The sequence below is a fragment of the Oceanobacillus jeddahensis genome (assembly GCF_000750635.1).
GTDB classification, from domain to species: Bacteria; Bacillota; Bacilli; order Bacillales; family Amphibacillaceae; genus Oceanobacillus; species Oceanobacillus jeddahense.
In genome coordinates this window covers 221,612-242,747 of the sequence record NZ_CCDM010000006.1, presented here as the reverse complement: position 1 = coordinate 242,747, position 21,136 = coordinate 221,612, and the positions used below count along the sequence as shown (strand labels likewise).

Annotated in this window: 19 protein-coding genes and 1 pseudogene; 9 read left to right on the top strand and 11 right to left on the bottom strand. The window is 37.1% G+C overall.

Translation table 11 applies throughout. The features are described from left to right. Positions 1-319: 319 nt before the first annotated feature. The 5 genes and pseudogenes from BN986_RS21980 to BN986_RS21965 all read right to left on the bottom strand — a co-directional run bounded on the left by BN986_RS21980 (position 320) and on the right by BN986_RS21965 (position 6,314). Positions 320-2,431: a peptidoglycan D,D-transpeptidase FtsI family protein gene (locus BN986_RS21980; RefSeq protein WP_040984212.1), complete on the bottom strand. Its 2,112-nt coding sequence runs from the start codon at positions 2,429-2,431 to the stop codon at positions 320-322. Between the two features lie 328 nt (positions 2,432-2,759). Further along, a complete protein-coding gene (locus BN986_RS21975) occupies positions 2,760-3,614 on the bottom strand; it encodes an aldo/keto reductase (protein WP_040984211.1) in 855 nt (284 codons plus the stop codon). Positions 3,615-3,684: 70 nt separating this feature from the next. Then, entirely contained in the window at positions 3,685-4,794 is a 1,110-nt protein-coding gene (locus BN986_RS21970) for a PQQ-dependent sugar dehydrogenase (protein WP_040984209.1), read from the bottom strand. Between the two features lie 267 nt (positions 4,795-5,061). Next, a pseudogene (locus BN986_RS26415) lies at positions 5,062-5,178 on the bottom strand (SDR family NAD(P)-dependent oxidoreductase); the annotation flags it as partial. A gap of 155 nt (positions 5,179-5,333) precedes the next feature. Further along, positions 5,334-6,314, bottom strand: coding sequence for an aldo/keto reductase (locus tag BN986_RS21965; RefSeq protein ID WP_040984207.1), 981 nt, complete (start codon positions 6,312-6,314; stop codon positions 5,334-5,336). A 600-nt stretch (positions 6,315-6,914) separates the two neighbouring features. On the opposite strand from BN986_RS21965, the gene BN986_RS21960 reads away from it, so the two are divergent. Both BN986_RS21960 and BN986_RS21955 read left to right on the top strand, forming a co-directional pair. After that, positions 6,915-7,406, top strand: coding sequence for a CvpA family protein (locus BN986_RS21960; RefSeq protein ID WP_040984205.1), 492 nt, complete (start codon positions 6,915-6,917; stop codon positions 7,404-7,406). Positions 7,407-7,833: 427 nt separating this feature from the next. After that, on the top strand, positions 7,834-8,220 hold the full coding sequence (locus BN986_RS21955; RefSeq protein ID WP_040984203.1) for a DUF2255 family protein: 387 nt from the start codon (positions 7,834-7,836) through the stop codon (positions 8,218-8,220). 184 nt (positions 8,221-8,404) lie between these two features. Here BN986_RS21955 and BN986_RS27490 read toward each other — a convergent pair whose 3' ends face one another. Next, a complete protein-coding gene (locus BN986_RS27490; RefSeq protein WP_040984201.1) occupies positions 8,405-8,638 on the bottom strand; it encodes a hypothetical protein in 234 nt (77 codons plus the stop codon). Positions 8,639-8,841: 203 nt separating this feature from the next. Between BN986_RS27490 and BN986_RS21945 the strand changes: the two genes are divergently transcribed. Both BN986_RS21945 and BN986_RS21940 read left to right on the top strand, forming a co-directional pair. Beyond that, positions 8,842-9,984 (top strand): CAP domain-containing protein, encoded by a 1,143-nt coding sequence (locus BN986_RS21945; RefSeq protein ID WP_081922303.1) that lies wholly within the window; start codon positions 8,842-8,844, stop codon positions 9,982-9,984. A gap of 592 nt (positions 9,985-10,576) precedes the next feature. Continuing rightward, positions 10,577-12,016, top strand: a complete 1,440-nt coding sequence (locus tag BN986_RS21940; RefSeq protein ID WP_040984198.1) for a UDP-N-acetylmuramoyl-L-alanyl-D-glutamate--2,6-diaminopimelate ligase — start codon at positions 10,577-10,579, stop codon at positions 12,014-12,016. Between the two features lie 118 nt (positions 12,017-12,134). Here the strand turns inward: BN986_RS21940 and BN986_RS21935 are convergent, their stop codons facing one another. The 3 genes from BN986_RS21935 to BN986_RS21925 all read right to left on the bottom strand — a co-directional run bounded on the left by BN986_RS21935 (position 12,135) and on the right by BN986_RS21925 (position 13,971). Continuing rightward, entirely contained in the window at positions 12,135-12,347 is a 213-nt protein-coding gene (locus BN986_RS21935; protein WP_040984196.1) for an FAD-dependent oxidoreductase, read from the bottom strand. Positions 12,348-12,635: 288 nt separating this feature from the next. Then, on the bottom strand, positions 12,636-12,962 hold the full coding sequence (locus BN986_RS21930) for a magnetosome magnetite crystal formation protein family (RefSeq protein ID WP_040984194.1): 327 nt from the start codon (positions 12,960-12,962) through the stop codon (positions 12,636-12,638). 112 nt (positions 12,963-13,074) lie between these two features. Next, positions 13,075-13,971: an NAD(P)/FAD-dependent oxidoreductase gene (locus BN986_RS21925; protein WP_040984192.1), complete on the bottom strand. Its 897-nt coding sequence runs from the start codon at positions 13,969-13,971 to the stop codon at positions 13,075-13,077. Between the two features lie 364 nt (positions 13,972-14,335). On the opposite strand from BN986_RS21925, the gene BN986_RS21920 reads away from it, so the two are divergent. Then, a complete protein-coding gene (locus tag BN986_RS21920) occupies positions 14,336-16,378 on the top strand; it encodes a HelD family protein (RefSeq protein WP_040984190.1) in 2,043 nt (680 codons plus the stop codon). A gap of 137 nt (positions 16,379-16,515) precedes the next feature. Here the strand turns inward: BN986_RS21920 and BN986_RS25915 are convergent, their stop codons facing one another. Both BN986_RS25915 and BN986_RS21910 read right to left on the bottom strand, forming a co-directional pair. Beyond that, positions 16,516-16,824 carry an RpnC/YadD family protein gene (locus BN986_RS25915; RefSeq protein ID WP_148417192.1) on the bottom strand — a complete coding sequence of 103 codons (309 nt, stop codon included), beginning with the start codon at positions 16,822-16,824 and terminating at the stop codon, positions 16,516-16,518. Positions 16,825-17,053: 229 nt separating this feature from the next. Beyond that, positions 17,054-17,494: an RpnC/YadD family protein gene (locus BN986_RS21910; protein WP_211198906.1), complete on the bottom strand. Its 441-nt coding sequence runs from the start codon at positions 17,492-17,494 to the stop codon at positions 17,054-17,056. A 145-nt stretch (positions 17,495-17,639) separates the two neighbouring features. On the opposite strand from BN986_RS21910, the gene BN986_RS21905 reads away from it, so the two are divergent. The 4 genes from BN986_RS21905 to BN986_RS21890 all read left to right on the top strand — a co-directional run bounded on the left by BN986_RS21905 (position 17,640) and on the right by BN986_RS21890 (position 21,013). After that, entirely contained in the window at positions 17,640-18,554 is a 915-nt protein-coding gene (locus BN986_RS21905) for a sensor histidine kinase (protein WP_040984188.1), read from the top strand. Then, a complete protein-coding gene (locus BN986_RS21900; RefSeq protein WP_244445067.1) occupies positions 18,551-19,246 on the top strand; it encodes a response regulator transcription factor in 696 nt (231 codons plus the stop codon). Before BN986_RS21905 ends, BN986_RS21900 begins: the two co-directional genes overlap by 4 nt. Before the next feature lie 83 nt (positions 19,247-19,329). Further along, positions 19,330-20,265 (top strand): ABC transporter ATP-binding protein, encoded by a 936-nt coding sequence (locus tag BN986_RS21895; protein WP_040984187.1) that lies wholly within the window; start codon positions 19,330-19,332, stop codon positions 20,263-20,265. Further along, entirely contained in the window at positions 20,249-21,013 is a 765-nt protein-coding gene (locus BN986_RS21890; RefSeq protein WP_040984185.1) for an ABC-2 family transporter permease, read from the top strand. The genes BN986_RS21895 and BN986_RS21890 overlap by 17 nt, the downstream gene beginning before the upstream one ends. Positions 21,014-21,136: the final 123 nt, after the last annotated feature.

Genomic DNA, 21,136 nt, shown 5'->3' with positions numbered 1-21,136 from the left:
CCAAATTCCTCCCACAAATTACTTAATATTCGTACCAATTCATCCGAAAGCACCAGTATCGAAAATCATTCGATAAAATTTTTCCAACCTAGGAAGAGATTTTACACAATACAGATGCAAAAAATATTGTAATTATGCTGTACTCTGCAGGAGGCGATTTTGTATTAGCTTTAGTACAATTACTTCAAGAAAAGGGTTGGAAAGATAATCCTAATCATTTATAAACCGTGATGTGAATTAACCACATCACGGTTTACTATGATTTCTAATATAGTCTTTTTATCTTCATCCATATAATATAAGCTATAGTCAAAGTTTTTTATTCTTCGTCTTCACTATCCTCATCAGAGTCCTCTGCTTCTTCATCATGATCTTCTTTTACTTCAAAATAGGAATCTAAAATTTGCTCTCCAACTTTTAAGTTAACTTCATTCCCTTCTCCAATTCCAACATGCGGGACAACAACAGCAAAGGCCACCTCTGGATCATCAAACGGCGCATAACCAACTAATGTTAAATTATTAAGGTCAAAACGTTCGCCATCAACAAATTCAGCAGATTCCGCCGTCCCTGTTTTTCCGGCTGGGTTATATGATTTATCATCAAAATAATCATTACCAGTTCCTTGTGATCCTTGATAGGAAAGACGAAATCCGTCCTGAACACGACTAATTTCATCATCAGTCATTTCTATCCGATTCATCACCGTCGGGCTGGTTGTATAATACAATGGTCCAAGTTCATCCATAGAAGCAACTGGATCACGGGCTTCCTTTAAGAAATGAGGTTGAACACGATAGCCGTCATTGGCGATGGTTGATACATATTGAGCCAGCTGTAAGGCTGTGTATGTATCATACTGCCCGATAGCAAAGTCAAGGAGCGTACCCGGATCCTCCGGTGTCTGTCCTCTTAATCCGGTACTTTCATTCGGATAATCAACTCCTGTTGTAGAGCCGAGTCCAAATTGATTGAAATAATTTTGCAGAGTTTGCAGCGTTTCTCCCATATTTAAATCTATATTCGCATTTCGCGGCATCGGATGACGGTAGTCACCACCCAAACGCAAGGCAACATAGAACATATAAACATTGGAGGACCTTTCCAGCGCCGTTAAATCATTCACTGTTCCCATATCTTGAACCGAACTTTTCGCTTCCGCTTCTGCCAGTTTCATCGGCGCGTCCCTGAACGTATCTCCCGGGGATATAGCACCTGAATCATAGCCTGTCAGGATCGTCGCCCCTTTAATACTGGATCCCGGCTCATGCGCATTATTTAGAGCCGAAAAACCGGCATCATTATATTCATCATTCTCGGTATCATATTCTACTCCGGAAATGGCTAAGAGTTCCCCAGTTTTTGGATTCATTACTACTGCATAAGCACTTGTTGCAAACCGATTCTCATAAGAACTGCTTGCTTTCATCGATTGAAATTCATCTAATAAAATGTCATCAACCTCTTGCTGAAACTCTAAATCTGTCGTTAATACTAAATCTTTCCCCCGTTCTCCATCAACAATCGTCTCTGAACCAATAATTGATCCATTTTGACGTGTCGTATATTGAATTTGTTCTTTACGTCCGCGCAGAAAGTCTTCATATTGCTCTTCCAGTCCACTCCTGCCAACACGATCATTCCTGCTGTATCCTCTTGTTAAGTAAGCACTCATATCTTCTGCAGGAATACCTTCTTCCTGGCTGGAGACATTGCCCAGAATACTAGTTAATGTATCTCCGTTTGGATAAACACGGTCCCAATCTGTGGTGGCATTGACACCTGGCAATTCATCTAAATTTTCAGCTACAGCAGCATATTCCTCTGCTGTCACCTCTTCATTTTTTACAACCTGTGGAGTAAGAGCGTATGCACTATCCAACTCTTTTTTTATCGCAATAATTTCTAATTCTTCGTCTGTAAAATTGGCAATTTCCTCATCCGTAATTAATTCCAGCGTGGCATCATATACTTCGGAATTTTCCATTTCTTCTGTGTTCACTGCCTCTAACCGCTCTTCTATTTCTTCCTGGTGAAGCAATAAATAATATTCTCTTCTATCTCTTTCTGTTATACGATCAATATATTGATCATCACTCATATCAATATATTGCGCTAATGTTTCAGCTACCTCTAGACGATCTTCTGCTTGAACATCATTTGCAGGTGTATACGTGATAGAATACATCGCTTCATTATCTACAATAAGTTCTCCATTAGTATCATAAATTTTTCCACGGGGAACTGGTACACTTGTCGTATCTAAATTCGTCCTTTGAATTTCTTCTTGATAAGATTCTCCATTTAAAATCTGAACAACACCTAACTGAAGTACGAGTGCAGAAAATAAAAGGAAGATGGCAAAGAAGAGGATATTCATACGAATAGGAAGCAGAGCACGTTTTTTCTTATTCTCCTTTTTGTCCTTCACTTTTCTCCTCCTTATTTTATATCAGGTATATTATCAAATGATATCTTTCCTTCAAATTCTTTGTAAACAGTTTAATTAGCAAGACTAAAGAGCGCACTCTATTGGTTACTCCACATTTATTTTACAAAACTCACGTTAGCATATATTAACTTGACAAACCAGTTTTAACTTTTTTTCAGAAATCTTACTTAGATATAGATGGATTTTCCCATCTAAACAAACATGCATCGTGCATATAATATAAGGTTTGTTCATACAAAATCTCCTTTTCATTGTTTCGCAAACAAGTAGATACTTTGGTTAAAATTCAATCTTAATGGCATCAGGCTCACCATAGAGCGAGCGGCTGCTTCGAGGCAGGTTTCGGGAAGGTGTTGTCTATTTGCTCAAGATCTTGCTGTGTTAATTGAATTTCAGCCGCCTTTACATTATTTAATACATGTGCAGGATTACTGGATTGTGGAATAGCAATGGTTTTTCCATTTCGGATGCTCCAGGCTAATAAAATTTGAAAAATATCTGCTTGATGCTTTTCTGCAATTTCTTTTAAAACGTTTTGCTCTGTCAATCGAGTGCCGGAGCTATCATGCCGATCGACCGGTGCATAAGCAATGACCGGCATTTCTTGTTTGTCCATTAACGGGACCAGGTCATATTCGATTCCCCGATCTGCCAAATTATAACGTACTTGATTTGCTGCACAATTTCCGCTCTCCGGAAATGTCTGTATTTTTTCAATATCATCTGTATCTAAATTAGAAACACCCCACGCTTTGATCTTGCCTTGATTTTTAGCTTTTTCCAGTGCTTCCACTGTTTCTTGGAGCGGGATGTTAACTTGCCAATGAAGCAAGTATAGATCCAAATAATTCACATTTAATCTTTTTAAACTTTGATCAAGACTAATTGGTAATTGCTTCTTAGAAGCTTTGGAAGGAAGAACTTTAGAAATAAGAAACAAGTCTTCCCGATTATAGAGATAAGGTTTAATAGCCTTAGCTACCAAGCGTTCGGAATTTCCACTCCCATACATTTCCGCTGTATCAATGACTTGAACCCCATTATCAAGGCCGGTTTGTATGGCTTTTATTTCCTGATCCTTTTTATTTGATTTATCTCCCATATTCAACGTACCTAAACCGATAGGAAAAACTTCTCTTCCGGCAATTTTCACTTTTTTCATCTGTTCTTCCCTCCGAAATTTTTGTATATTGGTAAAAAATCTACTTTATTTTGATCGTTTGGAATTACCGTTATTCTAAATCTGAAAGTGCAATTCGATAAAGCCTGTCATCGCTATCTTCCGGAGCACCTCTGCCATCTCCATTATTACTTACAAAATAGAGATAGTTATCCTCAACCCGCACATCTCGAATTCTGCCAAGATCGGTAATGACTTCACGGCTTTCTCCTGATTCAAGGTCAAATTCTAAAACAGCAGAACCTCTTAATGCAGCAACATATAATTTATCATCGTCATATGCCATTCCAGATGGCGCCCATGTTTCTTCATTCCCTGAAGTGAATAAAGGAGCAATCATTCCTTCTTGTTCTTCTTCTCCTTCAATAATTGGCCAGCCATAGTTTTCACCAGCTTCAATCAAATTAATCTCATCGTTGGCATTATCTCCATGCTCACTGGCATACATTGTACCGTCAGATGACCACGTAATTCCTTGAGCGTTGCGGTGTCCATAGCTATAAACATAAGAATCTGAATATGGGTTATCCTCTGGTACGGAACCATCTAAATTCATTCTTAAAATTTTACCGCCTAACGAATCCAAATCTTGCGGTATTTCACGTTCCGACGCATCTCCTGCTGTTGCATAAAGTAACCCGTCCGAACCTATTTTAAGTCTTCCTCCATGGTGATAGGTACCACTTGGAATTTCATCAAGAAGTACGCTTTCTTCACTCCATGTATTGTCTTCTAACTGAAGTGTTACGACACGATTATACTGTCCTTCATTACTTTCATACGTATAGTAAGCATACGCTTGATTTGTTTCAGCAAAATCAGGAGCCAGTACAAAACCAAGCAATCCTGCCTCGGAAGCTGTGGATACTTCATGGTCCAGTTCTACCTCTTGTCGTTCTGCTTCCCCATCTTCCAATCTAACGATGCTTCCTGTTCTCTCTGATATATAAAAGGTATCCTCTGTCATCTCTATGGACCATGGGACATCCAAATTCTCTGCAATAACCTCTAAACCTTCCACCGGCATCGTCATCTCTTCTTGGGACTCTCCCTCATTATTAGATGCATTATCATTATTACCGGAAGGGGGCTGTTCGTCATTTGTGGAGCACCCGATCAGGAAAAGCAACCCGATTAGATACCCTGATATTAATTTCTTCATTCACATTTCTCCTCTCTTTATGTTCTTATTAGCAGGTAGCATAAGTTCTATTTTTTCAATAAAACCCTCTATCCCTCCTTCTTTTATTGGGAATAATGTTAGCTTATAAAGTTAACTTTAGGTCAAACAATTTGTCTCTATTATTGTTAAAAAATTAATCAAAGTAATCTTGAACAGCCGTTTATATCTAAATAAAACCCTCCTTTTAATAAGGAAGGTTTTTCTACTTACTTAGAGTATAATGGTTCTTCAGCCGGAAGAACTTGAATCTAACCTGTCTTCTCTGCGGGCAGCAAGGATAAGGTTTTTTCCGCGTTCTGCAAAAGCTGAGGCCGTTGCGTACCCGATTCCTGAACTCGCCCCTGTAATTACGGTGTATTTCATTCTTATCATCATCCTTTCATCATTTTTTCAAACGGAGAAGCCTTAATTATCTCTTCCTGCTGCTTGTCTCTAAGCATTTAACCGTTCCTTTCAAAATAAAGTATTATTTATCATATACATCTAACCAATCATTTTATAGAACAAATGATACACACTTAAAGCGGACCAACTACCGGATGAGGTACATAAGGCTCTTCCAAATATGCGACTTCTTCAGGTGTTAAATGAATGGAGAGAGCAGCTACCGGATCTTCAATATGAGACAATTTTGTAGCACCAATAACCGGTGCTGTTACCGTTTCTTTCTGAAGTAACCAGGCAAGTGCGATTTGAACACGCGGAACACCACGCTTTTCTGCAATTTCTGCAACACGCTCTACTACCAGCCGATCTGTATCCTCTGTCGCACCATATTTCGACTTTTGAGACTTGTCTGTTTCAGAGCGTTTTGTTGTTTCAGTCCAATCACGTGTTAATCTGCCTGAAGCAAGCGGACTATATGGCGTAACTCCAATTTTTTCTTCTTTGCAAAGGGGAAGCATTTCTCTTTCTTCTTCGCGATACAAAAGATTTAAATGATTTTGCATAGAAACAAATTTTGTCCAGCCATTTTTCTCTGCTGCATGATTTGCTTTTAGAAACTGCCAGGCATACATGGCAGAGGCTCCGATATATCTTGCTTTTCCTGCCTTTACAACATCATGCAACGCTTCCATTGTTTCTTCAATCGGCGTGTTATAATCCCACCGGTGAATGATATAAAGGTCTACGTAGTCGGTCCCAAGACGCTCCAGACTTTTATCAATTTCACTCATAATCGCTTTTCTGGAAAGTCCGACCGCATTCGGCCCTTCATGCGTAGGAAAATAGAGCTTTGTTGCGATGGCAATTTCATCTCTATTGGCATAGTCTTTTAGAGCTCGTCCCATAATTTCTTCACTTATTCCATTGGAGTAAACATTTGCCGTATCAAAAAAATTTATTCCAAGCTCAAGAGCTCTTTTGATAATAGGACGACTTTGCTCCTCATCAAGGACCCATGGATGGATCCATTTTTCTGCATCACCAAAACTCATCCCGCCTAAGCAAAGCCGTGAGACATCCAAACCGGTATTTCCAAGTTTTACATATTCCATGTGGTATCATTTCCTTTCTTTCTGCACAATTTAAATAAAAAACCCTAATCACCATGAAATCAAAGTTATCTCTGAACTATCTATACCCTTTTTCCTTGTTAATAATTCACTTTTAAAAGCTGCCGCAGCTTGCAAAACATACCTGGAAATGAACTTAAAGAGAAATATTGGTCTTTTTCTCCCTTTCATTGATAAACTATACTCCTTAAAGTGAGCTTTAAGTCAACTATATCGTTTTTCTATTAAATAAGTTATAGAAGAGCATGTTTAATATTCATTTCATTTGGTTTAACTCTTAATTTGGCTATTAAATCAATCTCCAGTTAGCGTTTATTAACAAAAATGGTATAAATTAAAACTTTATAGAATATTTCAACTAGCTTTTATCGTTGACTTGAAGTTAGCTCCAAATGATATTATATGGTTAACGTTACGATTGGAGAATTTTTAAATAAGCATTAAAAGCTGGATTGCAAACAAAGTAATATGGAAAAATATATAAAGGTTAATTCCATACGTAACAAGTACGAGCTCTCTCGCAGCTGACTCTTTATTTAACCCCTAAGAGATATCTAAACATTTTGAGAGGAAGAGTATAAAATGATACTGACATTGATTATTTTACTTATCTTAGTTGGCGGTTTCTTTATCGGTTTAAGACAAGGATTCGTTTTTCAGTTTGTAAATATAACTGGTTTTATTGTTTCACTGGTCGCTGCTTCTCTATTTTTTAATGATATTACCCCACATATAAGCTGGATTCCTTATCCCGGTGCTGCAGATAGTTATTTAGCAACGATATATCATCAAACTATTGCTTTCCTGTTATTATTTATTGGTACAAAAATCTTATGGAACATTCTTGGTTCGATACTGAATTTTTTTGCAAATTTACCTTTGATAAGTCTCGTAAATCGCTGGCTTGGTGGAGCATTTGGTTTTGTAAAAGTATATCTGGCCGTCTTTCTGCTTCTAAATCTTGTTGCCTTTGTTCCGATTGTTTCTTTACAACAAGCGGTTTCTGATTCAACCTTGGCACAGACGATGATGCAGCGCACCCCTGTTCTTTCCGAAAAAATAGAAGAATTGTAACCCGTCAACAGCGTTTTATATGGAAACACTTTCATCCTGTTTATTAGAGTTGAAGATCCCACATTCAAATTGGAATCTTCAACTCGTTTCATGTAATGTATTGTACAAATGCATTACTTTCTCCCCGCTTGAAAAATCACTCCATTCTTTAACAATACAAGCATCTCAAAAATGTTTATCTATACTTATTACTTTCATGGTTTTATTATATTACTGAATCCATGATCATCTATGACCTTTATCAAACAGCACATTTAAACTATCCCCTTGACAACTAAAAGTATGTTTTTAATAACACAAAACGTAAATCAGAAACAATTTAGCTTCTATTCAAATTATAAAGTATCATATCCTTTCATTCGTTTTTCTTGACTTAAAGTAAACTTCAGGTGGTACGATAAAAATGAATTAAATGGAGGTGAAAGTTATGGAAACCAACTGGAGTCAGGAACAAATTTCCACTTTTTCCAAAGCTGATGATATGTATATATCACCGTTTTATAGTGACGGCAAAACTCCCGGAACTCCAACTTGGATTTGGTCTGTTGTTGTAGATAATGATTTATATGTCAGAGCTTATAATGGTCAACATTCGAGGTGGTATCAATCCGCAGTACAGCAAAAAGCTGGTAAGATTAAATTGACTGGTGAGGAATACAATGTTACTTTTCAACCTTCAGATACGGATGCTGCATTAACTGAAAAAATTGATGAAGCTTACCAAGAGAAGTATGGTGACAGTATGTATCTTTCGCCAATGCTAGGGAAAGGTCCTGTAAGTGCAACAGTTCGAATTTTACCACGTGGGGAATAAGGCAGATTATGACATCTGATCTAATGCCAACTATAAAAGCATTAAAACGAATGAAATATATTAAAGTTAACTGGTTACAAACTTAAAAAACCTGATTTCCCAACGCAGGGAGATCAGGTTTTTCTGAAGAGAACTGCACATCATAATGCGTGTTATTTCCTATTTCTAAGAAAGGTTAGTTTTTTTATCTAAAAAATGGATAATCAATGTCTCCATTTCCGTTACCGCTGTAAAGAGTAGCGTGACCAGATTCATTGAGTGAAGATCCATTTTTTAAAAGTCCTACAACATCAGGGTTAGCCAAAGCCAAAGAGCCAATTGGCGCCATATCAGCAGTATTATTATATAACCATTCCCAACCGAAAACCGGACCTATTTGAATTCTGATGAAGGACTTCAAACAGGTCCGGTTTTTCATTAGCCAGCCAGTATATTTTAAACTTCTTTATATTTTATGAACTTCTAAGTTGCCTTAAAGTTAACTTTAGGCTGTAAAATGACAAGATATTAAAAATTGGAGGAATCAGCTATGACAAAATAACAACTAGAATGATGATGTAAACAGAACTCCTTTTTGATTCAACAAAGACTTCATTGAAAGAAAAGGTTGGGATAAATATTTTGAAACGATTATTTTTTCTCCTGTTAATTATATTAGCCGCTATTTGGACAAGGCCCTATTGGGAAGACTCCGTTCGGGAAGTGATTCCAGATCAAGTTACGGAAACCTTTCATTCCACAAGAGACTTTACGACCCAAACGATAGAGGATAGTAACTTTGATTTTGACACCGTAAGAGATCAAGCTGCTTCTTTTTATTCTTCTATTGTCGATTCGGATTCTGCACAAGTAACGGAACAGGAAGAGGCGACACCTCTAGAATTAACAACCCCGGAAGATCAATCCTTTTCGATTGGCAACGTAGAATTAGGAGATACAAGAGCGGATGTGGAAGACATGTATGGAGAGCCGGAGCGAGAAAGTGAAAATGAATATGGTGTCCATTGGTCCACTTATCATGAAAACTATCAGAATTTTATGATGGTAGCTTATGATGACCAGGATATGGTCCGCGGGCTATACACCAATCAGGATTTGCTTTCTTCATCGTTTGATTTAGACTTAGGAGATACAAAAGCTGCCGTAAACGAAACATTAGGAGAGCCGGAAGAGGGCATCCGCAACGGCTGGTTTAATTACCAAATCAACAGTGAAGGGGAATATGATATTTACCAAATAGATGGAAGCTATGCAACCATTTTTTACGACATCCATGAGAATGATGAGGTTACAGCTATCCAGCTCATTGATGAGAACCTGGAAAATGAGAAAGATGCTGTTTATACTTCCGGCAGTGAAACATTACGGGACGGATTCGAATATCAATTATTTGACTTGACTAATGCGGATCGGGTCAATCACGATCTTCCAGTTTTGGAATGGAACGAAGAAGTAAGAGAAACAGCCAGAGAACACAGCACCGATATGGCAGAAAATCAATATTTCGACCACACCAATTTACAAGGCCAATCTCCATTTGATCGCATGGAGGAGGATGATATTTCCTTTACTACAGCCGGCGAGAACCTGGCTTATGGGCAATTCAGCAGTATTTTCGCCCATCAGGGATTAATGAATTCTGAAGGGCACCGGGAGAATATATTGCAGGACAGCTTTGCCGAATTAGGAGTTGGAGTCGATTTTAATGATGATAACCAGCCATTTTTTACAGAGAATTTTTTAAATGATCAATGGTTATACTAAAGCCCATATAGCTAGTTAAAGTGTATATTTCCATTGAATCTGGAAGAGAAGGAATATATCCAAGAACGTTTATATCTTGTTCTTCTCTTCCTACATATGATAATAACAAGATATTAAAGCATCTTCACGGTAATGCTTGTCTGACCAAAAGATCTCCATATGTTAAAACATATGCTTTGGAATTTTTACATCCTCCCTTCTATCGGGTTTCTCACATTGCTGATTTATTTCTTTTTAACGGCAATAACTACTCATTAAATTAGATTTTTAATGCATCTTGATAATAAAACGAAACTTCATTCAGTGGGAGTTTTTCGACGCACAACTCTTTACGATGGGACGAGTAATCGCAGCCCCAGTCCCAGGACGTCGCGAACTTAGTCTGCTTCCTTCATTCTCCCACTGAATTAGCCTGAGTGATTCAGGGAGGTAGCGCCCGTTATCTCCCGCTTAAATAAATTTATTTTCGCTCTTTATTTTGTGGCGGGAGTTTTACGGGCGGTTCTCCGTGATAAATTATCTTCAGATAGTAAAACCTAAAGTGATATAACATTCTCCTATATCATTTGCTATGTTTAAGAGGTGAAAACACATGAATTTAAAGAAACTATTGAAAAATATCAGTAAACAGATAAGCATACCTGATATTATGATCCATAAAATAACAACAAATTCCCAATACGTAGATAAAAATGATTTGTTCATTGCCATAAAGGGATACAGTTTGAATGGTCATGATTTTATTAACCAAGCAATCGAAGCTGGAGCAGTATGTATTGTAGGGGAAGAAGACATCCGAGGGTTACCCGTACCATATATCAGAGTTTCCAACAGTCGTTTAGCTTTAGCTGAACTAGCTTCTGAATTTTACGGGAATCCGGCAAAAGATAAGAAAATAATTGGTATCACCGGTACAAATGGGAAAACCACAACAGCGTATATGATAAAACATATTTTAGAGGATTACGGTCATACGTGTTCCATGTTTGGTTCCGTAAACACGATAATTAATGGGGATACGTACCCTTCCCTAAATACGACACCTGATGCGCTGAACTTGCAAAAGCATCTTGCCATAAGTAATGATGAATTTATTATTATGGAAGTATCTTCGCATGGAATAGCACAAGACAGAATACATGGGATTACATTTGATTTTGGCCTGTTTACCAATTTAGATCATGACCATCTTGATTATCATGGTGACATGGAAGGTTATTTCTTAACCAAAGCAAAAATGTTTGAAGTACTAAAAAATGATGGATATGCGATTATCAATAATTATAATGTGTGGGGAGAAAAGCTTAGCAGCATGCTCCAATCCCGTCCTTTTTCATTAATTACTTTAGGAAATAGGGAAAACGATGAGCTGACAATAAATAAAATAACTCCTGGATTTTCAGAAATTTCCTATAAAGGATGGAGCCTTTCCCTTCAATTAGCCATCTTGGGGCAGCATAATACGTATAATGCAGCAATAGCATTCCTGACAGCTTCACGAATAGGCGTCCCTACCCAGCAAATTTTGAAATCATTACGCACATTCTCTGGTGTCCCCGGCAGGTTTGAAATATTCAGGCGTTCAAACGGGACGACTGTCGTTGTAGATTATGCGCATACTGCAGAAGCTTTTTCAAATTGTTTAACCACAGCTAAAACCCAAGGAGCAGAAAAAGTCTTTCATGTTTTTGGTTTTAGAGGAGACAGAGATTCAAGTAAAAGGAATAAAATGATAACCATTTCTAAGAAATTGGCGGATGAAACCATTCTTACATTTGATGATTTAAATGGGGTCCCTTCTGCTGCTATGCTGCAGGAGCTGAAAAAATTAAACGAAGGACTGGTTATCTCAGATCGCACATTAGCTATAAAGCATGCTATTGAAACGGCAGAAGAAAATGACTGGGTAATTATCACTGGTAAAGGAGATGAACGTTACAGCTTGGATTTTACTTTGCCTGCAAATTCTGATAAAGAAACGGTTGAGTATGTTTTGCAAAAAGAGGTAAAAAAGCTGAAAACTAGGCGATAGAAATAACTTTAAAAGAAAATAACATTTAAATTAAAATAGCTAAGAATAAAGGGAAACCTCATTCAGTGAGAGTTAAAAAATTCCCACCGAATGAGGTTCCACTTTATCAATAGATAACCTAAAATGTATCTTCCACAAAATCACTAATCACCCCTATTGCAGCTTTACTCCCTTCACTCGCAGCAATAACCAGCTGCTGCGGTCCAGCTGCATTATCTCTTCCAGCATAAATCTCTTTCACACTTGTCCGGCCTTGTAAATCTGTTTTTATTCTACCCATCTCATTCTGTTCTAAACCTAATTGTTCAGCAAAAGGAGCGGCCTGTTCCATTTTATAAGATACAAAACCTGCTTCTTTATGCAGCTCTCTTCCATTCTTACGCGTACTCTATTTTGCGTAATTTTTATCAAAAATATCGTAATGATTACGATTCACCAAGAAAGAAGATCCATCTTTATTTTATTTTTTTAACTAAAAGAAAGTTTTTCAACGATATTCTATTTGAAATCACAATCTCTATTATAGTAATTTGACAGAAAAAAGAACCTATATTTAGATATCTTTCTCATCTTTTATAGGTCTTTCTTATTTCTATTATTATAATTTCAAAATTGGATATTAAGAGCTCAGCACCTTAATCCCTTTAACGATATTCCAAATAAAATAATAAATATCAATGATAAAGCAAATCACTATTGCAATTATTGTTGTGGTAAATAATCCACCGCTTACTTCCCCCGACCAAACTTGTCCAATCCCAATTGAAAAGATGATGATTCCTGCAATAATCGTTGCGATAATTGGAATAAGATGGGTCCACAAGGCTTTCTTCGCGTGTTCTTTTGTTTCCTCATCTCCAAGAATCCATACCAAAATCGGAAATAAAAATGGCGCAAAAAAGATACTGAAATAACATAATGATGATAATAATTTATTCCCTTCCATCTAATAAACTCCTTCAATATTCTCTAAGGATAAGAAAGTTATTTTATCATTTCCTTCCTCAAAAATACACCCTCTTTTGATAATAAAAGGGTGTATGTAAACAATGAATTATTTAAAAGTTCTCTGCTACATAATCACTGAGTACACTTACGGCAGCTTTGCTTCCTTCAGCGGCAGCAACAATTTGCTGAGGCATTCCGCCGGCACAGTCTCCTGCAGCGTACACACCCTTCCTGCTTGTACGGCCGTAAGGATCTATTCTAATTCCTCCCATGCCATTTGATTCTAACTCCAGACGCCCGGCAAAGGGAGAAGCCTGCTGTAATTTATGTGAAATAAATCCGGCTTCACGACTGAGTTCCTTCCCATTCTTAAATTGAATGCTTTTTAATTGTCCATCTTCCCCTTGCAGCCGCAAAATCTCGTCTTCTACAACCGGAATATTCTTTTGTGATAAGATAGTTTTTGCCTGAGGAGAAATGCTCGCCTGCCCATTTGTGCATACTACAATATCCTTACTCCAATTAGAAACCATTTTCACACTGTTAAAAGCATGCGGATATGCGGCAATATAGACCAATGGAAGATCTTTTAACTCCCATCCATCACAATACGGACATCCAAAAAGACTTTTTCCATAAAATTGATGAATGCCTTCTATCTCAGGAAGAATATCTTTTAATCCTGTTGCTAATACAATTCTTTGCGCTTCAAAAACTTGCCCGATTTCTGTTTGAATCTGAAAATAAGAGGCAGTCTGCACAATATCAACCACTTGATTTCTTTGAACAGAAATCGTTGGGTATTTATTTAAATCTTCATAGGCCGCCTTTTTAAATTCAGCTGGATGAATCCCATCTCTCGTAATAAAATTATGAGATTCCCTTGTAACCGCATTACGAGGTGTATCATCATCAAATAGAATAACTTCCTTTCTTCCCCTGCCTAAAATAAGCGCTGCATTTAATCCGGCAGGCCCTCCCCCAATAACTGCACAATCATACAACATAATGGTTTCCTCCTCTTACTACAGGATGAAATTTCGTAATGATGCATTTACTATATAAGAACCCATACGCTTTATCAAGCTAGAAGACTACTTCATTAACATCCTATGAATCTGTATTTTAATTTAAATACTTGAAGCAGTTGACTGTTACTTTCAAAATTATTCCATCTGAATCCACTTTTACTTTATCCCACAAAAAAACACCTGAAAAATCATTACATTTCTCAAGTATTTTCCATTATATGTAATATTATTTTTTGGCACTACCGTATTTAATAGTATACATCAACGGAATATATAAGTCTATTTTTTTCTTCATTTCATTGCTAAAATAAACAAGACATTCAGTTAGGAGGGATTTGCAGTGGGATTTGAGGAAGAAAAAAAGGTATTACATGAAACATTAGCTATTATCGACAAGCAATACGAACGATTAGCTGGGATACCGGAATATATCGGCGATGATTTTACGGAAAATGTATTGGAAGGCAGCAGAGAGCGCGTAAGAGAATCACTGGCAATTGCTAAACAAGAACCCTATTTCGCCCGTCTTGATTTTAAAGAAGAAGAAAATCAGGAAGTGAAAGCCACTTATATCGGAAAAGCCGGAGTTTTTGATGAGCATACAGGCGACGTTCTAATTACAGATTGGCGTGCTCCGATTGCCAGCCTGTTCTATGGTTTCAGTGGGAGTGAGGATGATGTATATTATCAATCTCCAGATGGCATCGTAGAAGGAGAAATTTATTTAAAAAGAAATATCGTCACCTATGACCAGGAGTTGCAAAGAGTAGTAGACCGTTATATCCGTGGAGAACAGGAAGCTTCAGGAGGAGATGAATTTCTATTATATAAGCTGGAAGATCAAAAAGATAATAGACTTCGTGACATTGTAGCGACCATCCAAGGAGAACAAAATGAGATTATCCGCTATCCCTTAAACAAAGCTGTTATTATCCAAGGTGTTGCCGGGTGCGGCAAAACAACCGTAGCACTGCACCGCTTAGCCTATCTGTTATACGAATATCGGAAACAATTAACCGCACATCGCATGATTATTTTTGCACCGAATACCATCTTTCTTGATTATATTTCACAAGTACTGCCAGAATTGGGCGTCGGAGATATTGTCCAGACAACCTTTCCAAATTGGGTTATGACCTCCATTATCGATGATCCGAAATGTAAGCTGGAATCTCTCAGTGAAAGAAGGAAAGCATTTTTTGAATCGGATACAGTTGAGCAGAATAATTGGAAAGGTTCTTTAGACTTCCAGCAGCAAGTCCGGGAGCAATTATCGCATTTAGAAAAAGATTGGCTGCCTGAAGAAGATTTTATCCCTTGGGAAAATAAACAAGGTGTTCCACTGGAAAAAATCAAAAACTGGATAGAAACAGATTTTAAAGACAATCCGGTGACCAAGAAATATGATCGACTCAAAGCAAAATTAACACGCTGGATTGAAATAGAAGCAAAGATGTATGAGGAGAAAAAAGAACAGGAGCAAGCCCGTAAAGATGGTAAAAAGGAATTAAGAAGCTATTTAAGAAAGTGGAAAAAAAGAAAACCTTATGAACTGTACGCACAAATCTTAAAAAGAATGAAAAGAACAGATCTTTTACCGCCAAAGGATAAAATAACGTTAGATGACCTGGCTCCCCTGCTTGATATTCATGATTATTGGTATGGGATAGATAAAGATGAACGTTTTGATCATGTGGTGATTGATGAAGCCCAAGACTTCTCACCTTATCAAGTAGCTGTATTACATGCGCGCACCAAAACGGTATCATTTACGATACTAGGAGATTTAGCACAAGGCATTCACAGCAATGAAGGCATTGATGAATGGGAAAATTTTATCGATCTTTTTGGTACATCCCGTTCGAAATTCTTTCAAATGACAAAAAGCTACCGATCCACTTATGAAATTATTGCATTTTCCAACACCATTCTTCAGCATCTTGCCAACCGTCCCGCCTATGCAGAGCCGGTATTCCGCAGCGGTGAGGATGTACAGATCCAACAAGTAGAAAGAGAAGAAAAATCAGAGAAAATCAAAAGCTGGGTCCATGAGATGAAAGACAAAGAGATGAATACCATTGCAATTATTTTAAGGTCGGAAGCTGATTGTCACGAGATTTATCCGAGGTTAAAAGAAGAGATTCCAGAATTAAATAGGATCACAACCGAAGATAAATCCTACGAAGGCGGCATTTCCTTATTACCCGTGTATGTATCCAAAGGGCTGGAATTTGATGCTGTTTTAATGGTCGATGTGGATGAAAAACATTATCCGGTGACAGAGCAAACCACGAAATTATTATATGTTGGCTGTACAAGAGCACTGCATCATTTATCTGTTATTTACAGCGGAAATGTATCGAAGCTGATTTCAAATGGATAAATATTGAATTGGATTTTTTAAAGAAGATGGCAAACGTATTTTTTATCCACCCATAGTTTTTTTAATTTCGCATGAAAAGTGAGCAGTTATTCCAAGCTGCTCACTTTTTTACTACTACAGGAACCTATTCTTTTTTCTTATTCGTCTGCAAGTTTTTTAATCACTTCTTTTTTTAATTTTGTGATTTCTGTTATTTGGTCAATTGGCATTCCCCTTGCTATCAATTCTAAAGCTATTTCTTGATTTCGTTTTTCTTTACCTTTTTCAATGCCTTCCTCTTTCCCTCTCTCAAAATACGAATTCGGCAACTGCATCACCATGTCTTTTTCCTCTTCTGGCAGATTCTCCATTTTCTCCATCATTTGCGCCGGATTTATTTTCAACCGGGTAATCATACGCAGAAACTCCAGTTTTACCTGAACCCGCTCATGCTCTTTATACCCCATCTGACTAAGTAATGCTGCCGCGGCCGGATTGTCTGATTCAATATATTCTCTCCAGTTTTTCTTTCTTAATTGTAATTTTAGATAATTAAATTGAAGTACTTCTTGGGTAGGTGTATCGATTTTGAATTGGGCTGGTTCTTCTTGCTTCCTAATTAAAACTTAAAACGGCAATGGGTTGAATCGGTTTGCGGTATTTGGCGTAAAGATGTGAAAAGCGGAAAGCGCCCGTTTAAAAACGTAGAGATTGGAGCGGCGCAACTGAGATAAAGGAAACACAGTGAGGCAACGAACCGATGTTGACTTTCACCCGCTGGGCATAAGTGCGACTCGTGTTGGCTCCTAGTTTTTGGCGCTTGGAGCTAGACAAGCTGAAGTAGAGAAACATTCTTTCAGGAAATTCCGCTTCATGGGTGGATTGAGGTTCGATGTGAATATGCAGGATTTTATCTTGATGATGCAGCTTTACTTCGGCGAGAACATCAATTTCCTTTTTAGAGCCTTTTAGGTAGTCCAGGTAGACTTCCTGTTCAAGGAATGTGACGTTGGAGAAATCAATGTAGGAGTGCAGATCGGGGGGAAATTCTTCGACGAATTCCTCAAAAAACGCTTTGATCAGTTTCTTTGTCAGCCGGTCATGCTTCATGTAGTCCGCTTTTTCTTCTAGTACCATAGGCGCTGTAAACAATAGAACACTTCCTTTCTTTGAATTGTTTTTATTTTACCAATTATTTTATAATAAAGCTAGGCTTATTGTATATTTACTAATGAAAGATAAAGCTCTCATAAATTGGTGTTCATAGAAAGGAAGTGAAGCAATGCTCATTGCCATCCTATTGATTTCCCTAGCTTTGATAATTCAAACCATTTACCTGATATACTATAAGAGTCAGATAAAAGATATTGGAACGCAATTGGCTTTTATTTCAAAACATGATTCTTTTAAATTTATTCACACACAGATTAAGCCGAAAGAAATATATCAATTAATTGATGTTTGCAATAGCCTTCTTCGTAATCAAAGAAAGCAAAACCAGAAATTCGTTAAGAAAAGCGAAGAAATCAATGAGACAATTGTCAATTTGTCCCATGATATCCGCACTCCGCTCACTTCACTTGACGGTTACCTGCAGCTGGCCAAGCGTTCCGAAAAGAAAGAAGAAAAAACACATTATGTCACGATGGCGCAGACTAGAATCAAACAAATTATTACCCTTGTGGATGAACTATTCTTGTATACCAAATTGGAAAATCCAGATTATCATTTACAGCTTAATCAGGTAGATATCATTAATCTTTTAAACAGACGTCTTTTCTTTTTTATGGATGATTTTGCTCAAAGCGGTATAGAACCAGATTTAAACCTACCAGAATCCCCTGTTTATATACTGGGGAATGAAAATGCATTGGAAAGAATTTATGAAAACATTATTAAAAATTACTTTCTGCATGGGGAAGGTACATTAACGATTCGCTATGAAGATAATCCACTGGAAGCTCAACTGCACTTCATTAATTCGCTGAAAGAAAGTGAACTCGTCAATTTCAATCAAATTTTCACCCGTTTTTATAAAGAAGATGTTTCCCGAAGCAAATCTACTTCTGGACTGGGATTATCTATTGTTAAATCGCTAGTAGAAAAAATGAATGGTGAGGTCCATGCTGAACTAAAAGAAAATCAATTTTGGATTAGCATTTTATTTCCCAAAAAATCAAAAGGAGGAAATCTATGAATCAGGAAATGGAACAACGTCATATTCTTATTATTGAGGACGATGTACATATCAACCATATTATAGCCGACGTTCTTCAAAAAGAAAATTTCCTCTGCACACAAAGTTTTTCCGGAAGTGAAGGAAAAATGAACGTGAGCCAGCAAGTCTATGATCTGATTATATTGGATCTAATGCTCCCAGGTTTATCGGGGGAGGAATTTATGCATGAATTGAGAACAAACTTAAGCTGTGATACCCCTGTCATTGTATTATCTGCCAAAGAAAAGCTGGATCATAAATTACATTTATTTGATTTAGGCGCCGATGATTATGTCACGAAGCCTTTTGAAGTGGAAGAACTGCTTGCCAGAATTTATGTCCATATCAAAAGAAAGTCTACAAGCAGTTTTCCAAAAGTGTATAAGCATAAAAATTTAAGTTTAGACAGTAATACCATGAGTGTAAAGCTTCATCATTCTGAATTAAATTTGACAAGGCAGGAATATAAAATCATTGAGCTCTTATTAAAAAACCCGACACGTGTATTCTCAAGACAGGACATATACGAGCTGGCGTGGGACGATCTATACATGGGAGAGGACAAAACCATTACAGTCCATATCAGTAACATCCGTAATAAAATAAAACAATTGGATCATGAAAAATACATTGATACGGTGTGGGGCATTGGCTTCAAATTAAGCAAATAAGTGTTCTTTGAACTTTCTTAACCTTTTCTTGACGTTATTTTAGCTTTTCTTTTGTACCTTTATGAATAAGGGAGGCGCGCACGATGTCATGTGAAATTATTGAAGTAAAACAGTTGACCAAACAATTCAAATGGAAAACGGCGGTAAACAACGTTGATTTTAAAATCAGAAAAGGAGAAATCTTTGGGTTGATCGGTCCAAATGGATCTGGGAAATCCACTTTGTTGAAGATGATTGGAGGATTGATTTATCCTTCCTCAGGTGACATTCATCTATTTAATAATGCAGTACAAGGAAACCATGCCTATTTTGAACGAATGGGCCTATTAATTGAAAATACAGGAGTCTACCCTCATTATTCCGCCTACAAAAATCTTGAATTGATTGCCATTTCCTACGGGATTAAAAATCGTCAGCAACAAATCCACGAATTATTAGAACTGGTAGGGTTGGATAAAACAAATAAAACCAAAGTGAAAAACTATTCCATGGGAATGAAACAAAGACTCGGAATTGCAATAGCACTCGTTGGGAGTCCTGATGTTTTGATACTAGATGAGCCTATCAATGGATTAGACCCACAGGGTATTTCTGAAATGAGAAAGTTAATTTTGGATTTAAATAAAACGGGGATTACTATCATCATTTCCAGCCATATTCTTGAGGAACTCTCCAAAGTTGCCACCAAATATGCCATCCTCCATCAGGGAAAGATTATTGAACATATATCGAAAGAAGAACTGCTTCTTCAATGCGAAGACCGGATTGAAATAGAAGTAGATGATCCGAAAATGGCAGTTCTTGTCCTGGAAAATCATTTAGAAATCGATCAATACAAAGTAATCAACGATCACACGATCTATATCTATGATACATCTGTGCAAAGTCAGCAAATCACGAAGAAACTAGCAGAAAATAATATCTATGTCCATTCTATTTCAAAACATAAACAAACCTTGGAACAATATTTTTTAGCACGAACAGGAAATGGCGGTGAAACCCATGATGAATCTTCTTAAGATGGATGTAAATCGCTTCTTCACAAATAAAACCATGTATGTGTTACTGCTGGTCTTCATGGCTTTTCAAATATTCGGTATCTTTATGCATAAACAATATGAGCAACCTGGTACACAAGGTGAACTGCTTGTCAGCAATATGAATGAAAGTCAATTTATCCAAATGATCCTCTCTCAGACGCCGTCATGGATTTTAATCTATATAGCCGTATTCACTGTATATTTTTATATAAGTGAATATAATGCCGGTTTTCATAAAAATTATTTCGCTTTAAAAAATGCACGAAGAAATTCTGTTATTTCTAAAATAGTGATACTTGGCATATTTACAATGCTTATGTTTTTCACCATGATTATGGCAGATTTGATTGGAAGATCACTTTTCTTTCAGAATGCCGCGATTGGTGATTTAGGATACTTTGCAAAACTACTGCTGGGACAGTTCGTACTCCACTGGGCTTTTTCTGTTCTTTTATTATATATCACCATGCTTATCAAAAATGCAATTCCAAGTATTGTAACCGGAATGATTTTAGGTTTGAATATCATCGGCATGGTTCTCAGCGCTCTAGAAGCACTGGTTAGCGATACGAATTTTTCTTCTTATTTATTAGTAAATACAATTGTCAGCAGCAAAGATTTTAATCATACAGCAGATGTTATTCATGTATTCAGTGTAGCAATCATTTTCCTGGTGGTATTTTCTTTCCTGGCTGTGACATATAAAATAAGAGAAGATTTACGATAACTGACATGATTTACATTAAAATTTTAATCTGGTCTGATACATTTCTAAAAATACGGTTTAAAATAAAGGGGCGGTTACATCTATGCTTTTTACACAGGCTTTAATAAGAGGTGGGATTTCCTT